Source organism: Paenibacillus rhizosphaerae, from assembly GCF_014192015.1.
In the GTDB taxonomy this organism is placed as follows: Bacteria; Bacillota; Bacilli; order Paenibacillales; family Paenibacillaceae; genus Paenibacillus_AQ; species Paenibacillus_AQ rhizosphaerae.
On the sequence record NZ_JACHXJ010000001.1, the window covers coordinates 1013725 to 1030294 of the forward strand.

At 53.7% G+C, this 16570-nt stretch carries 12 protein-coding genes; 11 read left to right on the plus strand and 1 reads right to left on the minus strand.

All coding sequences use genetic code 11. The features are described 5' to 3' along the window. Positions 1-134: 134 nt before the first annotated feature. The 10 genes from FHS19_RS04410 to FHS19_RS04455 all read left to right on the plus strand — a co-directional run bounded on the left by FHS19_RS04410 (position 135) and on the right by FHS19_RS04455 (position 14777). Positions 135-968, plus strand: coding sequence for an AraC family transcriptional regulator (locus FHS19_RS04410; RefSeq protein WP_183579130.1), 834 nt, complete (start codon positions 135-137; stop codon positions 966-968). Positions 969-1060: 92 nt separating this feature from the next. Then, positions 1061-2890: a sensor histidine kinase gene (locus FHS19_RS04415; RefSeq protein ID WP_183579133.1), complete on the plus strand. Its 1830-nt coding sequence runs from the start codon at positions 1061-1063 to the stop codon at positions 2888-2890. Beyond that, a complete protein-coding gene (locus FHS19_RS04420) occupies positions 2853-4502 on the plus strand; it encodes a response regulator (RefSeq protein ID WP_183579136.1) in 1650 nt (549 codons plus the stop codon). Before FHS19_RS04415 ends, FHS19_RS04420 begins: the two co-directional genes overlap by 38 nt. A gap of 193 nt (positions 4503-4695) precedes the next feature. Then, positions 4696-6057, plus strand: coding sequence for an ABC transporter substrate-binding protein (locus FHS19_RS04425; RefSeq protein WP_183579139.1), 1362 nt, complete (start codon positions 4696-4698; stop codon positions 6055-6057). Between the two features lie 76 nt (positions 6058-6133). Beyond that, positions 6134-7036 carry a carbohydrate ABC transporter permease gene (locus FHS19_RS04430; protein WP_183579142.1) on the plus strand — a complete coding sequence of 301 codons (903 nt, stop codon included), beginning with the start codon at positions 6134-6136 and terminating at the stop codon, positions 7034-7036. A gap of 13 nt (positions 7037-7049) precedes the next feature. Then, positions 7050-7877, plus strand: a complete 828-nt coding sequence (locus tag FHS19_RS04435) for a carbohydrate ABC transporter permease (protein ID WP_183579146.1) — start codon at positions 7050-7052, stop codon at positions 7875-7877. A gap of 34 nt (positions 7878-7911) precedes the next feature. After that, the gene (locus FHS19_RS04440) at positions 7912-8919 is read left to right on the plus strand and encodes a glycoside hydrolase family 130 protein (RefSeq protein WP_183579149.1); all 1008 of its coding nucleotides are present in this window, start codon (positions 7912-7914) and stop codon (positions 8917-8919) included. A gap of 15 nt (positions 8920-8934) precedes the next feature. Then, on the plus strand, positions 8935-11994 hold the full coding sequence (locus FHS19_RS04445) for a glycosyl hydrolase (RefSeq protein WP_183579152.1): 3060 nt from the start codon (positions 8935-8937) through the stop codon (positions 11992-11994). A gap of 56 nt (positions 11995-12050) precedes the next feature. Then, on the plus strand, positions 12051-14168 hold the full coding sequence (locus FHS19_RS04450; RefSeq protein WP_183579156.1) for a galactose-binding domain-containing protein: 2118 nt from the start codon (positions 12051-12053) through the stop codon (positions 14166-14168). 195 nt (positions 14169-14363) lie between these two features. After that, a complete protein-coding gene (locus tag FHS19_RS04455) occupies positions 14364-14777 on the plus strand; it encodes a rhodanese-like domain-containing protein (RefSeq protein ID WP_183579159.1) in 414 nt (137 codons plus the stop codon). Positions 14778-14901: 124 nt separating this feature from the next. Here the strand turns inward: FHS19_RS04455 and FHS19_RS04460 are convergent, their stop codons facing one another. Then, positions 14902-15516, minus strand: coding sequence for a flavin reductase family protein (locus FHS19_RS04460; protein ID WP_183579162.1), 615 nt, complete (start codon positions 15514-15516; stop codon positions 14902-14904). Positions 15517-15611: 95 nt separating this feature from the next. On the opposite strand from FHS19_RS04460, the gene FHS19_RS04465 reads away from it, so the two are divergent. Further along, positions 15612-16301 (plus strand): ArsR/SmtB family transcription factor, encoded by a 690-nt coding sequence (locus FHS19_RS04465; protein ID WP_183579165.1) that lies wholly within the window; start codon positions 15612-15614, stop codon positions 16299-16301. The last annotated feature ends 269 nt before the right edge of the window (positions 16302-16570 follow it).

Below are 16570 nucleotides of genomic sequence, written 5' to 3' on the forward strand. Positions count from 1 at the left end.
TCTTTGTGCTTATGCCTAGATTAGCACAGGAAAATGTACGGTTTTTGCTCGGATACGCAAATTCTTCTTATATCTTGCGCCAATTCGGAAGGAGCGTATAATATAGGCAAACCGGTGGGGAGGTTGGTTTTAAAATGAGTGAGGTTAACTATGAAAACGCAGAGGGGACCTTCTCGGTGTCCTACCGGAAGGCGTTAAGCCATCATATGCCGTCCAGCCATTTTCACAGTACATACGAAGTTTATTATTTGATGTCGGGCAGCCGCGAATTTTTCATTAAGGACCGGACGCTGGTGGTCAGCGAAGGGGATGTCGTCATCATTCCTCCCAACATTTTGCATCGTACGACCAATGCGGCGATGCCCAAGCATGAACGTCTCGTCGTCAACATCCATGAATGCTTTATGGCGCTGAACGGAGCGTATAAAGACATATTGCAGCCGCTGTTCGATCACGAATACCTCATTATAAAATGTTCCCCCTATAGCCGTGCTTCCATCGAGGCGATTTCACGGGGCATGATCCAGGAAGTGCAGGATCAACGACCGGGCTTCGACATGTATGCGCAGGCCTTGGTGCTGCAGCTGCTTATCCTCTGCTGTAGGCATGCGGGCCAAGATCATCCGGAGAGACCGGAAGCTCCAAGCCCCATGCATGAACGGATCTCGGAAGTCGTCCATTATATTAACCAGCATTATATGCAGGAGCTGTCGCTTCAGGGGTTAGCTGAAAGGTTTTACACCAGCCCATATTATTTGAGCAGGTTTTTTAAGGTAGCAACAGGCTTTACCTTTGTGGAGTATGTAAACAGCGTCAGGATCAAGGAAGCCAAACATCTGCTCGAGCAGACGACTTTGAAAGTCCATTTCATCGCCAAGAAGGTGGGGTTCGGGAGCGTTACGCATTTTGGCCGGGTGTTTAAATCGGTTACGGGACGTGCCCCTTTATATTATAGAAAGGGAAAATAGCAGGCGCTTGTCGTCATGGCCAATTGATATTAATATATGTGAATCCAAAGATTTAAGGGTTGGAACTCATGGAAAGCAGGGGAGATCAAGCTATGACTATCCAGTGGACGGACCGGATCAAACAGAGGATGTATAGGGTCTCCTTCAAACAGAGGGTCCGTTTGGCCTTTATTGTGATGATAACGCTTGCAGTCGGAACGGTCGGTATCGCAGCCTATGGGATTGCAGCAAGAGAGCTGCAGAAGAATGCGTTTGCGTCCAGCCAGGAGACGGTAAATAAAACGGCCCAGATTCTGGACGATAAGCTCTACAGCATCTCGACTTCGGTGCGGTCGCTGATGCTCAGTGATGCCTTTAAACAGATGATGCTGGATGTCCAGAGCAATACGATCGCGAATTATTACGTGCACCTGTCGGAACTGCAGTATGTGCTGTCCCAGGTCACGTTTAACGAGCCGCTGATCGAAAGCATCCTGATCGCCACGCCGATCGGCGATTTTTACCCCGTATCGCAGCGGCGTTCCCAGACCCAGTCCTTTTACGAATCGAATTTTTATTACGATATCAAAGACAACGACGGCGGACTGTGGGTGAAGGGTCATACCGACAAGTTCTTTACGGGAAACAGCAGGGTCGTCTCCTTCATGACAAAGGGCACGCAAGGAAACATAACCAGCACGAATGTTTTTGTAGTGGTCAACGTCAATGAGAACGGCCTGATCAACACGGTGAACAAGCATACCGCAAATGACGATGACGATTACTTTATCGTGGACTCCGGAGGGGAGGAGGTCATCCAAACGGCCTGGTCCCTGCAGCATCCGCTGAACCAAGATGAGCCGTTTCTGCGCAGCATTTCCGAGAGCAGTCAAGGATTCTTTTTCCACAAATTCGGTCAGACCGATTACCTGGTCAATTACACGAAGTCCTCCATGGTACCGGACTGGCGTCTGTTCGGGATTCAGCAAAAGGACAGGCTGCTGGCACAAATGAACGGCGTCAAGCGGACGACCATGCTGATTATGGCGGTCTTCCTGCTCCTGTCTTGGCTCCTGTCGGGCAAGCTGACCTCGCTGCTTCTGCTCCCGCTGTTCAAGCTGCAAAGACTGATGCGGGAGGTGGAGGACAATCGCCTGAACGTCCGGTTCTCCAGCCGTTCTGATGATGAGGTCGCCCAAGTGGGATATCAATTTAACCGGATGCTCGACGAGATCAACCGGCTGATCGACGACGTAAGAGAAAGCGAGGCGGGAAAGCTCAAAGCGGAAATGCGGGCGCTAACGGCCCAAATGGAGCCGCATTTTCTATATAACACGTTAAATACGATTTATTGCAAATCGGTCTTGGGCGAGAATGACGACGTTAATGACATGATCATGGCTTTATCCCAAATGTTCCAGATCGGCTTAAGCGGGGGGAAGGATTGGAATTCGCTTGAGGAGGAATTGTCCCATGTTCAGCAGTACTGCGCCATTCAACAGAAATGTTATGAAGGGCTGTTTCGTTACGAAGCCACCGTAACCGATGAAGAACTTCTGAGCTGTCCTCTTCCTAAAATCCTGCTTCAACCCATCGTAGAGAACAGCATTCAGCACGGCTTCGAGGATTTCACCTTCGGTGGGGAAATTCGGATCATTGCGAGCAGGGAGGGGGACCGGCTTCACCTGACGATCGAAGATAACGGCAAAGGGATGGACGTAGACAAGGTGGAGCAGGCATTGCTGTCGCCGACTTCATCGAAGAAAGGTTATGCGCTGAAGAACATTAAACACCGGCTGAGCCTTTTTTACGGAGAAGAGGCAAGGATGGTCTTGACCAGCACGCCCGGCAAGGGCTCAAGAACCGACTTGTGGATACCGGTGACATCAGGGGAAGGTGGATTGAATGAGGGAGCAAACGATGACCAAGCTGTGCATAATTGACGATATCAAGAGCGTCGTTGACATGATTTCTAAAAAGCCGAGGTGGACGGATCATCAGATCGAAGTGGCAGGAACGGCCCTTGACGGAGAAGAAGGCGTAAGAATGGTAAAGGAGACGAAGCCCGACATCGTTCTGACGGATATCCGGATGCCGAAAATGGATGGGCTGGCCATGACCCGGACGATTTTGGAAAGCGCGCCATCCACGAAAATCGTCATTTTAAGCGCTTATACGGATTTTTCTTATACCCGCCAGGCGATTCACCTGGGCGCATTCGACTTCGTCAAGAAGCCGTTTTCTATCGATGAAATCGTCAGCGTGGTGCTGAAAGCCAAGGCGGCCTCGGACATGGAGCGGCTGGAGCAGTCGAAAAGGCTGGAGCTGGAGCGGGATATGCGGAAGGGCATTCCTATCCTGCAGCAGGAATACTTGTCTCTTCTGATTAAGCATCCTGTAAGCACGGAGGCGGCCTTGCGTCAATGGGACCGGCTGGGCATCCGTTTGGAGCCGGCACATTTTCAATTGTTCATCGTGGAGCTGGACCATTTCATAGATAAGTACCGTTCACAGCCGGCACGCGAGGTAGAGCTGATTCGGTTCAGCCTCCGGAATATTCTCGAGGAGACCATCCTTACTTTCACTAAAGGCGTGGTGTTCAGTGAGGCGGTAAACCGCTTTGTCTGTCTGATCAACGGTTCGGACCATTTGCTTGCGGAACAGGTTTCGGAGGCATGCCGTCATAATATTTTCCAATTCACCTGCTCCACGGTTTCCATCGGTCTTGGGCAGGGGGTGGCAACAATTGAAGAGCTGCCGATGGCGTACAATCAGGCAGCCAGCGCCCTTGCCTACCACTTTTATACCGAAGGAAACGGCATCAACAGCTACCATCGCATGTCCCTTCCTGAGCAGAGACAGGTTCTGCCGAACTATTCCGCAGCGACGGAACAGGAGTTTCTGTTCGCCCTGCAGTCGGGCAACGCGGATAAATGCCGCTTGATTCTGGAGCAGATTTTCAATGGATTGCTGCAGTGTGATCCGCTGCCGGAGCCCCGTTATGTGCAAAATTTATGTTTTGAGCTCGTATCGAAAATGTGCCGGACGATGCTGGAGCTGTTCCCGCAGGAGCGGGTAAGCCGGCTGGAAGAGATGTGGCGTGCGGTCTCGGACGCGGATCACTCCTCTTTCCAGATCATGAAGGAATCGGTAAAGGATATCTGCCTGGAGGCCTGCTCTTGGATCGAACGGGAACGCTCGGACGAGCCGACGAAGCTGATCTATCGGGCCAAGGATTATATCTGCGCCAACCTTCACCTGAATCTCTCGCTGGAACACTGCTCGAAACAGTTTAATATCAGCCCCGGATATTTTTCCAACCTGTTTAAAAAGGTGATCGGCATCTCCTTTCAGCAGTTCCTGATTCACCAGCGGATGGAAAAAGCCAAGGAAATGCTGATCGGCGGATATCAGGTTCAGGAAATCGCGCAGGCGCTGGGCTACGAGCACCGCCGGTATTTCAGCGAAATTTTTAAGAAGCATACGAACATGACCCCGTCCGAGTTTAAATTGTACAGCACGGGGAAGATCGAACCTCCGGTGGACATGACCTAGAGCACGATCCATCATACCTACTTAACAGATGAACAGCCCTGCTTTCTTGCCATAGATGAAAGCAGGGCTGTTGTGCTGCTAAGGGTGTGGGGAAAACCTGCCCTGAATGTGTGGTTACCCGCATTATGCAGGAACCCGCGTGATTTTATAATGAAGAAGAACAGTCCGGACAGAAGAAAAGGGAGGTCAAACCATGAAGAAAAAACTGTGGACCGCAGCTTTGTGTGTGGCCATCATCGGAGGTATATCGGCCTGCGGAAGCAAGGAATCGTCCAATCCGGAGTCCGGATCCTCCGGTGCGAAGACGAAAATTACATACTGGACCGGTGACCGCCATGACTCCGAGTATATCAAGGAGCTGGTCGACGAGTATAACCAAACGAATCCGGATCACATCGAAGTGGAGCTGGTCATCAAGGGCGATGACTTCGACCAGGCCCTCGATATGTCATTCCAGACTTCGGAAGCGCCTGATGTGATCCGCGTCAAGGAAAACACGATTCAGACGTTCTACAAGAAAGGCTTCTTGGCGCCGATCGACGAGTTCATGACGGATGAGCTGAAGGAAAAGTTTCCGCTTATGGATAACCTGAACAGCTTTGACGGCAAACGCTACAGCCTGCCGAACTACGGCACGACGATGCGGCTGATCTATAACAAGGAGCTCTTTGAAAAGGCGGGTATCGCCAGTCCGCCGACCACGCTGGATGAGCTCGTCGCGGACGCCAAGAAGATCACCGAGGTCGGCAAGGGCAGCGGAGCATACGGTTTCGCGCAGAACTTCAAGAGCCCGGCGAGTGCGCTGGGACGCTCCGCACGGGTTATCGCCGAAGTCAGCGGTTATGGCGGTTTCGGTTACGACTTCAAAACGGCGCGTTATGACTTCAGTCCATTTAAACCGATCATCGAGGCGTTCAAGCAAATCAAGGATGACGGCAGCATGCTGCCCGGCGTTGAATCCCTAGACATCGATCCGCTGCGGGCACAGTTTGCCGAAGGGAAAATCGGCATGTATCTGTCGTTCTCGGCGGAAGCCGGCGTGTACCAGTCCCAGTTCCCGGCGAAGATCGACTGGGCAGCTGCACCCGCTCCATCCATCGACGGCAGCTTCAAAGGAGCTTCCGGTTTCCTTGGCGGCCAGTGGCTAGCCATCAGTTCCAAGACCCAAGAAAAGGAAGCAGCTTGGAAATTCATGCAGTACATGTACAACGATTCAACGCTCAAGCAGTATCAGGAGAAGGGCTTTGGCATCGCCATGGTGCCGTCCGTAAGCGAGGCTGCAGCTACGCCAAGCGTTAAGGGCATTGAAGGTTTCCTGCCGAACAAATACGACGGCGTTTGGCCGGTCGCTCCCACTGTAGCGGTTCAAGGCACCAAGTCAGACGACGCCTTCTTTAAGTACATCGTCAGTGGAGGGGACCTGGACGCCATCACAGCGGATCTGAATCAACGGTATAATTCGGCGCTCGATGCCGCCAAAGCCAGCGGGGAAGTCAAGGCCGAACCGATGCCGGATTTCGACCCTGCGAAGTTAGCCGGACAATACACCAAATAAACAAACGTCCGGCGGGATGGGGGAAGCCCCATCCCTTTCCTATCCGGACGATAGAGATCACAAGGAGTGAGAGAAGATGAATAAAGCGAAGAACCTTGCCTTTTCTTACAGCTATATCCTGCCGAGCTTTATTCTCACGGTGGTTCTTGGCATCTATCCGATTGCTTGGGCCATGCGATATATGTTCTATGACTACAAAGGTTACGGAGCCGAAAAATTCATCGGCCTCGATAACTTTACCCGCGTGCTCAAGGATCATGAGTTCTGGAATTCCGTCGTGAATACGTTCGTGTATGCCGGCGGCAAGCTGGTGCTTTCGATTCCGCTTGCCCTCATTCTGGCCGTTCTGTTAAATCAGAGGATCCGGGGCAGAAACTTGCTTCGCGCCATTATTTTTATGCCGACGATCATCAGCACGGCCGTCATGGCCGTCGTATTCTTCACCATCTTCAATTCGTACAACGGCATCCTGAACCAATTTCTGATGAAATATAAACTGATTGGCAGCGCTGTGGACTGGCTGGGCGTCGACTACTCCATGCTGACGGTCATCCTGGTGGCGGTATGGGGAGCCGTTGGCAATTATATGCTGCTGTTTCTGGCCGGTCTGCAGAATATTCCCGAGGACGTGTATGAGAGCTCCGCCCTGGATGGAGCGAATAAACTCCAGCAGTTTCGTTATATTACCATTCCAATGCTGGGACCGGTCATGCAGATGATCATTATGCTGGCCATCATCAATGCGCTCAAAGGCTACGAGAGCATTATGGTCATGACGGACGGAGGTCCCGTGGGAAAAACCAACGTCATGTTTCTGTACGTTTATAAGCTGTTCTTCCCGACAGCCGGATCGGGTGCCGCGACCCAGATCCAGGAGATGGGATATGGCAGTGCGGTCGCTTTCGTCACGGCCGTCATCGTCGGCCTGATTACGATTCTTTATTTCTACGGCTCCAAGCGGATGAGCCAATACGAATAGGAGGGACGCGTTCATGAAAATCGCATCGAGAGCCGTGATGTGGGTGTTTTTGCTGCTGGTCGCGTTCCTGACGCTATTCCCGGTGCTCATCACGATATTGGGATCGTTCAAGACCAATGCCGAGCTGACCGCAGGCGCAACGGTCATGCCGACGATTTGGCAGTTCAGCAATTATGCCGAGGCGTGGAAGCAGGCCAACTTTTCGACCTACACGGTGAACAGCCTCTTCGTTGCCGTCACTTCGACCATCGGCATTTTGTTCGTTTCCTCGATGGCCGCCTACGTCGTCAACCGGATGGAGTTCCCAGGTAAAAAAGCTTATGTGGGCATGCAGGCGTTTACGATGTTCGTCGCCATCGGCGCGGTGGTGCTGCGTCCGCAGTTTGAGCTGATGATTAAGCTGCACTTACACAATACGCTGTGGGGAGTCGTCCTAATCCTGATCAGCGCGCACGCGTCGGCCTTTTTCATCCTGCAGAGCTTTATGACCGGCATCCCCAAGGAGCTGGACGAAGCGGCCCGGATCGACGGCTGCTCGCGGGGGCGGACGTTCTGGACGATCGTCCTGCCCCTGCTTACGCCAGGGCTGGGCGTTTGCGCGCTGTTCGCTTTCCGCGGGGCCTGGAATGAGTACCTCCTGCCGTTCGTGTTTACGCTGAGCAAGCCGGAGCTTCAAACGCTGACCGTTGGACTCGCGAACCTGAAATACGGCGTCTCGGCAGCATCGCAGACGCACTATATGATGGCGGGAGCCTGTTTGTCGATCCTGCCGATCCTCGTCGTCTATCTGTTTGCCAACAAGTCGTTTATGAAGATGACCGCCGGCTCCCTGAAGGGATAACGGCGCCAATTGAATCAAGGAGGTTGTATTCAATATGAGTTTACGTATGCCGATTATAGGAAAGCTCTCATCCAGTTTCGTCATCCGGCGCCACCCGCTGAATCCTGTTCTGGATGCAGCGCGCGTGCCCTACCCGACGGCGCTGGTCTTTAATGCCGGTGTCACCAAGTTTAATGGACGGTACGTCATGGTTTTCCGCAATGATTACGGATCGCCGGAGGAGCAGACGCTCGAGCCGCATCACACAACGGATCTCGGCGTCGCGTTCAGCAGCGACGGCATCCACTGGGACGTGCAGCCAAAGCCGTGCTTTAAACTTCACGACGAGGAAATCGTAAGAGCCTACGATCCGCGTCTGACGGTGATCGACGGGCGCTGTTACATGTGCTTTGCTGTCGATACCCATCACGGCATCCGCGGCGGGATTGCCGTCACGGACGATTTCATCGATTTTGAAATTCTGAGCCTGTCCACGCCGGATCTGCGCAACATGGTGCTGTTTCCGGAGAAAATCAGGGGCAACTATGTCCGGTTGGAGCGGCCGTTCACCGTGTACAGCCGGGGCGGGGTCGACCGGTTCGACATGTGGATTTCCGAATCGCCCGACCTCAAATATTGGGGCAATTCCGATCTGCTGCTGGCAGTCGAGCAGGTCCCTTTTGCCAACGACAAGATCGGCCCGGCTGCACCGCCGATCAAAACGGCGAAAGGGTGGCTTACGACGTTCCATGCGGTAGACATCGATCCGGCGCGAGGCAAAAATGGATGGGAGGACGCGTGGAAGAAGCGCTACACGGCGGGGCTCATGCTGCTTGATTTAGAGAATCCAAAGAAGATTGCCGGCATGTACCGTGAACCGCTGCTTGCCCCCGAATCCGAATATGAGACCGACGGGGGGTTCCGCAACAACGTGATTTTTCCGGGAGGCATGGTGCTGGAGGATGATGGCGAAGTGAAAATATATTACGGTGCGGCAGATACGGTGGAATGTCTGGCTTCCGCCCATATCGATGATCTGTTGAAATTATGCCTGGACAGCTAAGAGGAGGGATGGAATGTGACAGTATGGGAGCAGTTGGAGGACCCGCCGTCCCAGTACCGTCCGGTGCCGCTGTGGTCCTGGAATGACAAGCTGGATCAGGAGGAACTCATTCGGCAGATCGAGGAGATGCATCGCGCCGGCATCGGAGGTTTTTTTATGCACGCCCGGGGCGGCCTTCAGACGCCTTACATGGGGGATGAATGGATGGAAGCGGTCCGCGTCTGCATCGAGAAGGGCCGAGAGCTTGGCATGGAGCCTTGGCTCTACGATGAGAACGGCTGGCCAAGCGGATTTGGAGACGGCAAAATTCCCGCGCTGGGATTGGCGTACCAGCAAAAGAGACTGGCTGTTGAATACGCTCCGTTTGATCGCGGGACCGAGGGCACGATTGCGCTATACAAGCGGACGGATCAAGGATTCCGCCTTCTTGGCACGGATGAGCTCGACAAAGCGGACATCCGTGTGTATTACGAAGTCAACCCCTGTTATATTGATACGCTGAGCAAGCAGGCGGTCGGCGCTTTTATACGAGAGATTTATGACGCTTACTGGGAGCGGTTCGGGGAATCGTACAGGTCGGCGATCCGAGGCGTATTTACCGATGAACCGCAGTTCGCCCGCCGGCAGCTGCCGTGGTCGTTCGAGCTGGCTGTTGTTTTTGAGCAAAGGATCGGCTACTCCCTTCTTGCCCACCTGCCTGCCTTATTTATGGAAACGGAAGGCTGCCGTAAGGTCAGGTACGACTACTGGCATTGTGTTACGGACATGTTCACGGAAGCCTATGCCAAGCAAATCGGCGAGTGGTGCGGGAGCAAGGGCTGGTCCGCTACGGGACATGTCGTGGATGAGCAGACGCTGATGGATCAGGTGACCGCGGTCGGCGACCCGCTGTCCTTCTACGAATACCTGCAAATTCCCGGCTGTGACTGGCTGGGGCGATTCGTCGGCGAAGATCCGATCGTTCCGAAGCAGGTGAGCTCAGTCGCAAGGCAGCTGGGTAAAAGTCAAGCGATCACGGAAAGCTTCGGATGCTCGGGCTGGAACGTCAGCCTGCAGGAGCTTCGGCGGATCGGGGAATGGCAGTTCGTGCACGGAATCAATCTCATGTGTCCGCATTTGCAGAGCTATTCGCTGCAAGGCCTGCGCAAACGGGATTATCCGCCTTCGCTCTTCTATCAGCAGCCCTGGTGGCCGGATTACCGGCTGTTCAATGATTATTTCGCCAGGCTGTCCATGCTGCTGGCTGAGGGCAGCCGGCAGGCGGAGGTACTTCTGCTTCACCCGGCCCGGTCGGCCTGGGTTCTTCAGACGGGCACGGATGCTTCCGCGAGCAAGCCGTACCACGACACCTTTGCGCAGTTGTCGCGCTGGCTGTGCCAATCGCTGATCGGGCATGATTACGGAAGCGAATGTATCATTGAGCGTCACGGCTCCATTCAGGGAGGGCGATTCTGTATCGGGAGTGCCGCATACCGCGTCGTTATCGTTCCACCATCCGTCACCGTCGGAACAGCGATGTCAGAGCTTCTTCAGCGATTTGTTCAGGAAGGCGGCACCGTGCTGGCCTACGAACCTTTTCCGCGGCTGGTAGGCGGAGAACCCTTACCGGAAGCCGGCGGATGGATTGATCAGGCACTGAAGCCTGACTGGAATCGGGAATCGTTGGCGCAGCACGTATTCCGGAGGACACCTTCGAGCATCGGCCTGACAGATCCATCGGGTGCGCCTATTGTATCAGACGGGATTAACGTTCAGGAACTGGAGTTAGACGGTTCCACTCTGTTTTATTTGGTCAATTCGGATGAGAGAAGCTACGGCGAAGTACGTATACGCATTTATCGAACAGGTAAGGTATCCTTGGTCGACTTGGAAAGTGGGGGGGTCCGGCCTGTTAGCTATGAAGTCATCGATGGCGGCGTGCAGGTGACTTTGCCGCTGCATGCGGCAGGATCGCTGCTGATCAAGCTGGACCCGGCGAAGAAGCAGCAGCTTCGGGTGCCCTTGAAGACGTCGGGAGAAGTGGAGGAAGAGGGAATAATCCGGCTGAACGAGCCGTGGAAGATCACCGCAAAGAGCATGAACAGCCTGACACTGGATATCTGCCGTTTTAAAGTCGAAGACGGTGATTGGTCTGACCCGGTGCCGATGTTTCACGTTCAGGATCATGTACTTCAAATCGGGCGTTCCGTTCAAGTTGAACTGGAATACGTATTCTTTAGTCAGGTAAGCCCAACGGCAGACCAGGCCATGTATCTTGTTATGGAAAATCCCGAACAGTTTCAGATGACAATCAACGGTCAACCGCTTGAACCGGCAGCCGCAGGTTGGTGGATGGATACCTCCTTTAAAAAGGTGGATATCCGGGGCCTCACGGTACAGGGGATCAACCGGATCGGTCTGAGAACAACCTTCCTTCATTCCGCTGAGGTTAGCAGGGCGTTGGAGCGCGCTGAACAATTCGAAACCGAAGGCAACAAGCTCACGCTGGAGACGGAGCTGGAAAGCATCTACTTGCTGGGAGATTTTTCGGTTCACTCCGCATCACCGTGGACGTTTGGCGAACGCCGTGCCGTTTTTAACGAGGGGCCATTTTTCTTAGCCGAACAGCCCGTCCAGATTTATTCCGGTGACCTGGCCGGGCAGGGATTTCCTTTTTTTGCAGGCACCATCACGCTGGAGCAGACCATCGTTTTGCCGCCAAGCGATTGGCTTCGGGCCCTTTGGCAGTTCCGGGAACCGCCGGATGCCATTGTCAGCCGTCTGAGCATCAACGGGCAGGAGATCCGCGCTTTCGTGTGGGAGCCCTATGAGGCCGATATTACGCCGTATTTGCAGCCGGGGGCTAACCGGATCGAACTGCAACTTACGGGCAGCTGCCGGAATGTGCTGGGTCCTCATCATCATATCAAAGGCGAGGTATATAAGGTAGGACCGGACAGCTTTAAAAATACACCGGGATGGACAGACAAGGATCTCGATCCCGGCACCCCGATTTATGCGCAGCGATATGCTTTTGTCAGGTTTGGGCTACCGGATATTCCGCAGATCGTGCTGGTAACACGGGGGGCTTTATAAACAGGCGTATAGAAGCGCCTAAGAGGGCTTACGGATAAATGAAGGAGGCGAATTCGATGGCGAAGGTCAGGAAATGGTTTTGTGCTTTATTGATATTTATGGTGGTTGTTTCGTCATGGATGACGGGGACGAATGTCCGAGCGGAAAAAAATATGGAGGGGGTTATAACTGGCGTAACGGCGCCAGCGACGATCTATAAGTATACGCCCTCTGCGCGATATGCGGCATCGCTCAACTATACGCTCAAAGCGAACGGTGTGGAGATTCCCGTCGTCAAGGGATTTGGTGATTATGACTATGCCCATTTCTCCATGTCCAAAGGTCCGGTTACGTACGAGCTTACGATTCTAAATACGGACAAGGTACATGAATACTCGATCAGTCCGAAGAAGCTTGGCATTACTGCAGACAAAGTGGTCGGGACAACGCTGACCTTCACAACACAAACCGACGAGTATCTAATCGTTATGATAAACAATCGGGCTACCCGGATGGTCATCGCAGCCGATCCGGCGGAAACCGATGTTCCGAACAAGAAAGGGAAGGGGATTTTCAATATCTCAAAGGCTCCATACGGAGTGGTTACCGATGGACAGATCACAGAAGTTGCGGAAAGAACGGCTGCTATCCAGCAGGCCATCGACGATGCAAGCGCGTATGGGACCTGTCAAGGGGGCGGCGCTCAGGGTATTGTATACGTGCCGGCTGGGACGTACTATATCGGCAATCTTACGCTAAAGAGCAACACGGCACTGTACATGGAACCAGGCGCAACGTTCGTCGGGACGGGCAGGACGAGCGATTATACCGAGCATTGGTTTAAAGATTCAATGGGCAGGCCCGCAACCTGGTGGATTTCGACGGCCTTCCATTCCACCAACATCCGGATTTACGGAAGAGGTACGATCGACGGCAACGGGCAGGCTCTCCATGACGACAAGAGCACGAATGGAACCGGAATGATCAATAACCTGGTCGTTCCGATCGCGACGTCCCAATTTTCGATGGACGGGATCCTCATCCGGGAGTCGTCTGCCTGGGCAGTGGTCCCGGTTCGTTCGAATGATCTGACGTTTACCAATGTAAAGATGCTGAACAGTCTGAATATGGGAGAAAACGACGGCATTGATGTAACGGAATCACAAAACGTGATTGTGCGTCACTCGATCGGTATCTCGTTGGATGACCCGTATTCTACGAAAGCATGGGCAGAAGATACGGACATTGCCTCGGGCAAAGTGCCTTGGCCGGGTCAACCCGAGCCCGTTGAGCATGTCTTAATCGAGGATGCCGTGGCCTGGACGAAATGCTACGGATTCAAGATCGGCCAGGGCGTTCTTCAGGACCAGCGGAACATCACTTTCCGGGACGGCGTTGTCTACAAGGCGGCCGTCGGCTTTGCCATTCACCATAAATACGGCACAGGAACGGTCGAGAACGTCAAGTTCGAACGGATGGACGTCGAGGATATCAGCGGCAAAAACGAGGACAATAGTGCATGGATGACCATGTTCACTGTTAACGGAGGGAATCTTGGCGTGGGGCCGATCAACGGCGTCACTGTAAAGGACATAACGGTCCGCGACGCGGGGGAAAGCTTCGCCAAAATCAACGGGCAGGATGGAGCCATGATGACCGGCTTGCTGTTCGAGAACGTGTATATGCCAGGAAGCAGCACGCCCGCCGCCACGCTTCAAGAGATGAACTTTCTGAGCAAAGATTATTTCAGCGACGTGACGATTCTGCCGGTACAGCACGAGGAACCGGTTCCCCGGACCAATCTGGCCCTGGGCCGACCTGCTGTCGGATCGTCGAACGACGGAACGGTGGACACCGCTCCTTACGCTACCGACGGGAACATGTCCACTCGGTTTGGAACCAAACGCGGGGTGGACCCGGGTTGGATCTACGTGGATTTGGGGGAAAGCAAACCGATCCATGAAGTGAGGCTGTATTGGGAAGCCGCCTATGGAAAAAGCTATAAAATCCAAGTGGCTGACGATCCGTCCTCCGAAGAGAACTGGAGAGACGTATACAGCACGACCGAAGGTAAAGGAGGTCTTGAAACCATCAGTTTTGAGGAGACGAACTCCCGATACATCAGAATGTATGGCCTGGAAAGAGCGACGCAATATGGTTATTCCATTTGGGAGTTTGAAGTATACGGACCATAAATATACTGGGTTTAGCTCACATCCCGCATTGACAATTTCCTCCCCGGGGTTATAATCAAATTTGTTAATGGCTTATAGAAAATGTTAATGAATGCATGTCCGATTCGCATCATTTTGCTGTATGGCATCACTGTGCTGCTGTGAAGCGGCTAAGGACATGATCCCTCGCTACAATATAACCAGGGAGGAAAGCGGATGATTTGGTTGTTGCTGGCAGCCGTTATCGTCATTGGAATATGGCTGCTCCGGAATATCCTGCCTGTCCATGGTCTTACGCCCATCCGTCCCGACGATTTGAAGGTCATCGCCAGGGATCAGGAAGACATCAAAATGCTGGACGTGAGAGATCCGGTGGATTATTTGCGGGAGCATGAGAACGGCACGGTGAATATTTCTCTCGGCCGGCTGCCGTATCTTTGGAAAAAGGAACTGTCCACCTCCGAGCCGGTTGTGATTTTGGGCGGCAGCAACCGGCAGAGCAAACAGGCGGCCAGGTTCTTGAAACGGGTCGGCTTCCGTCAGCTGTACATCATCATGGATGAGCCGGGACGGAAAAACCGGCAGGGCCAGACGGGGACGGCGGTATGCTGCTCCGATTGCTGCCGCTGACCGGAATAAGCAATATGCACAGGCATACGGTTGAATTTTGGCCGGCAAGCCCTCAAGACAAGGCGTCTTGAGGGCTTTTTTGTTTTGAAATCACAGGTTAAATGACGATGCTGGCGAAAAGGGCTCAGGTTTCCGACCGGAAGGTCGCTCCGAGCTGCGTTCCCAGGCCGAAGTAGTGACGGAAATTGTAAATGAGCGGATTCCAGCGCCTGGGGTCGATATGATGCTCTCCAATAAGGATGTCGTCATGGGCATGGACCCGGACGGCACGGGTTTCAATGATCGCGAAGAAAGGATCGTATTCCGGCACCGTCATCCGCTGAACCTGTGCTTCAATCTGTATCGGGCATTCAGATATGCGCGTTGGCTGCACCACCTCGGAATCGGCGGCAGTGAAGCCGCCTGCGGCGAACTTATCCTTTTCGTGCGTGAACCCCATGGCTTCTTTGAACTCAGGAACAACGGTCCTCCCGGTATAGGGGGCGATTCGCTCCACGTTCTCCCACAGCGGGGCGGAAGGAAGATTGATGACGCACTCCGGGTGATGGGTCAAATTGTCATAAGCTTTGCTGCTCGTTGAGATGCCGAGGATGATGTTGTCCCCCAGCGCAAAGGAAGACGAGATCGGGCTGATATTGGAGGTATGGTCTTCGTTACGCGTGGTGATCAGAATGACAGGCATGCCATAATATAAAATCTTCGGTGTGATGGTTCGGGTTTGCGGTTCTGCTGCGGTCATTTGGCAAACGCCTCCTTGTTGAAATGTACTTGAACATTGTAACCGGTTCATATTACAATGTTCATCGAAATGTGGAATGCAAAGGAGGGGGCAGGATGAAAGCAGGACCGATTGCGGCTCATCCCGCGGCCATGATCAGCGATCCTTCACGTGCGGCGATGCTGACCGCCATGATGGACGGGAGGTTCCATCCGGCGAGCGAACTGGCCTATATGGCGGGGATCACCCCGCAGACGGCGAGTTACCACCTGGCCAAGCTGGAAGAAGCGGGGATGGTCGCCATGCACAAGCAGGGAAGGCACCGGTATTACGGTTTGAAAAGCCATGACGTGGCCGCCGTCGTAGAGACGCTGCTATTGCTTGCGCCGCCGGTTGAGATCAAGTCGCTGAGGCAGTCCGAGGAAAACCGCCACCTGCGGCAGGCAAGAACCTGTTATGATCATGTCGCCGGAGACCTGGGCATCCGCCTGAGGGACGCGATGATCGAGGCCGGCGTAATCCGTGAGGAAGCGGACGCCTTTGCGATTACCGGGGAAGGAGCCGCCTTCTTCGAACATCTGGGCATCGATGTGGGGGCCGTCCGGAAAAAGCGGCGCAGCTTCTGCAGCAAATGCTTGGATTGGAGCGAGCGGACGCCGCATTTGGCCGGCTCGCTGGGCAGTGCTTTGCTTGAACGGCTGCTCGAGCTTCGGTGGCTGCGGCGCATGGAAGGGACGCGCGCGCTGCGCATTACCGATGAGGGGATCCGCGGACTGCGGGAGACTTTTCATATCGAGATCCCTTGAACCTGAATTTCAAACGATCCGTGTAATGCGGCTCAGTAACGAGCCGCCGCTGCCGGGTCGTTTTTTCGTGTCGGCTCGATGCCGCTGCAGGTTTGTAGACATCGGTTTCGAACCCGGCTATCAGACCTTCCTGATGTTTTTTCCGGAGACCGACGAATTTTCAGATCCCGCCGCAACAAGAAAAAACGGCAGTGCGACCACGAATAACGGCGATTGTGAAGGGAACATGGGCTGGTTACAATTCAGTACATGACGAACGCCAATATCAA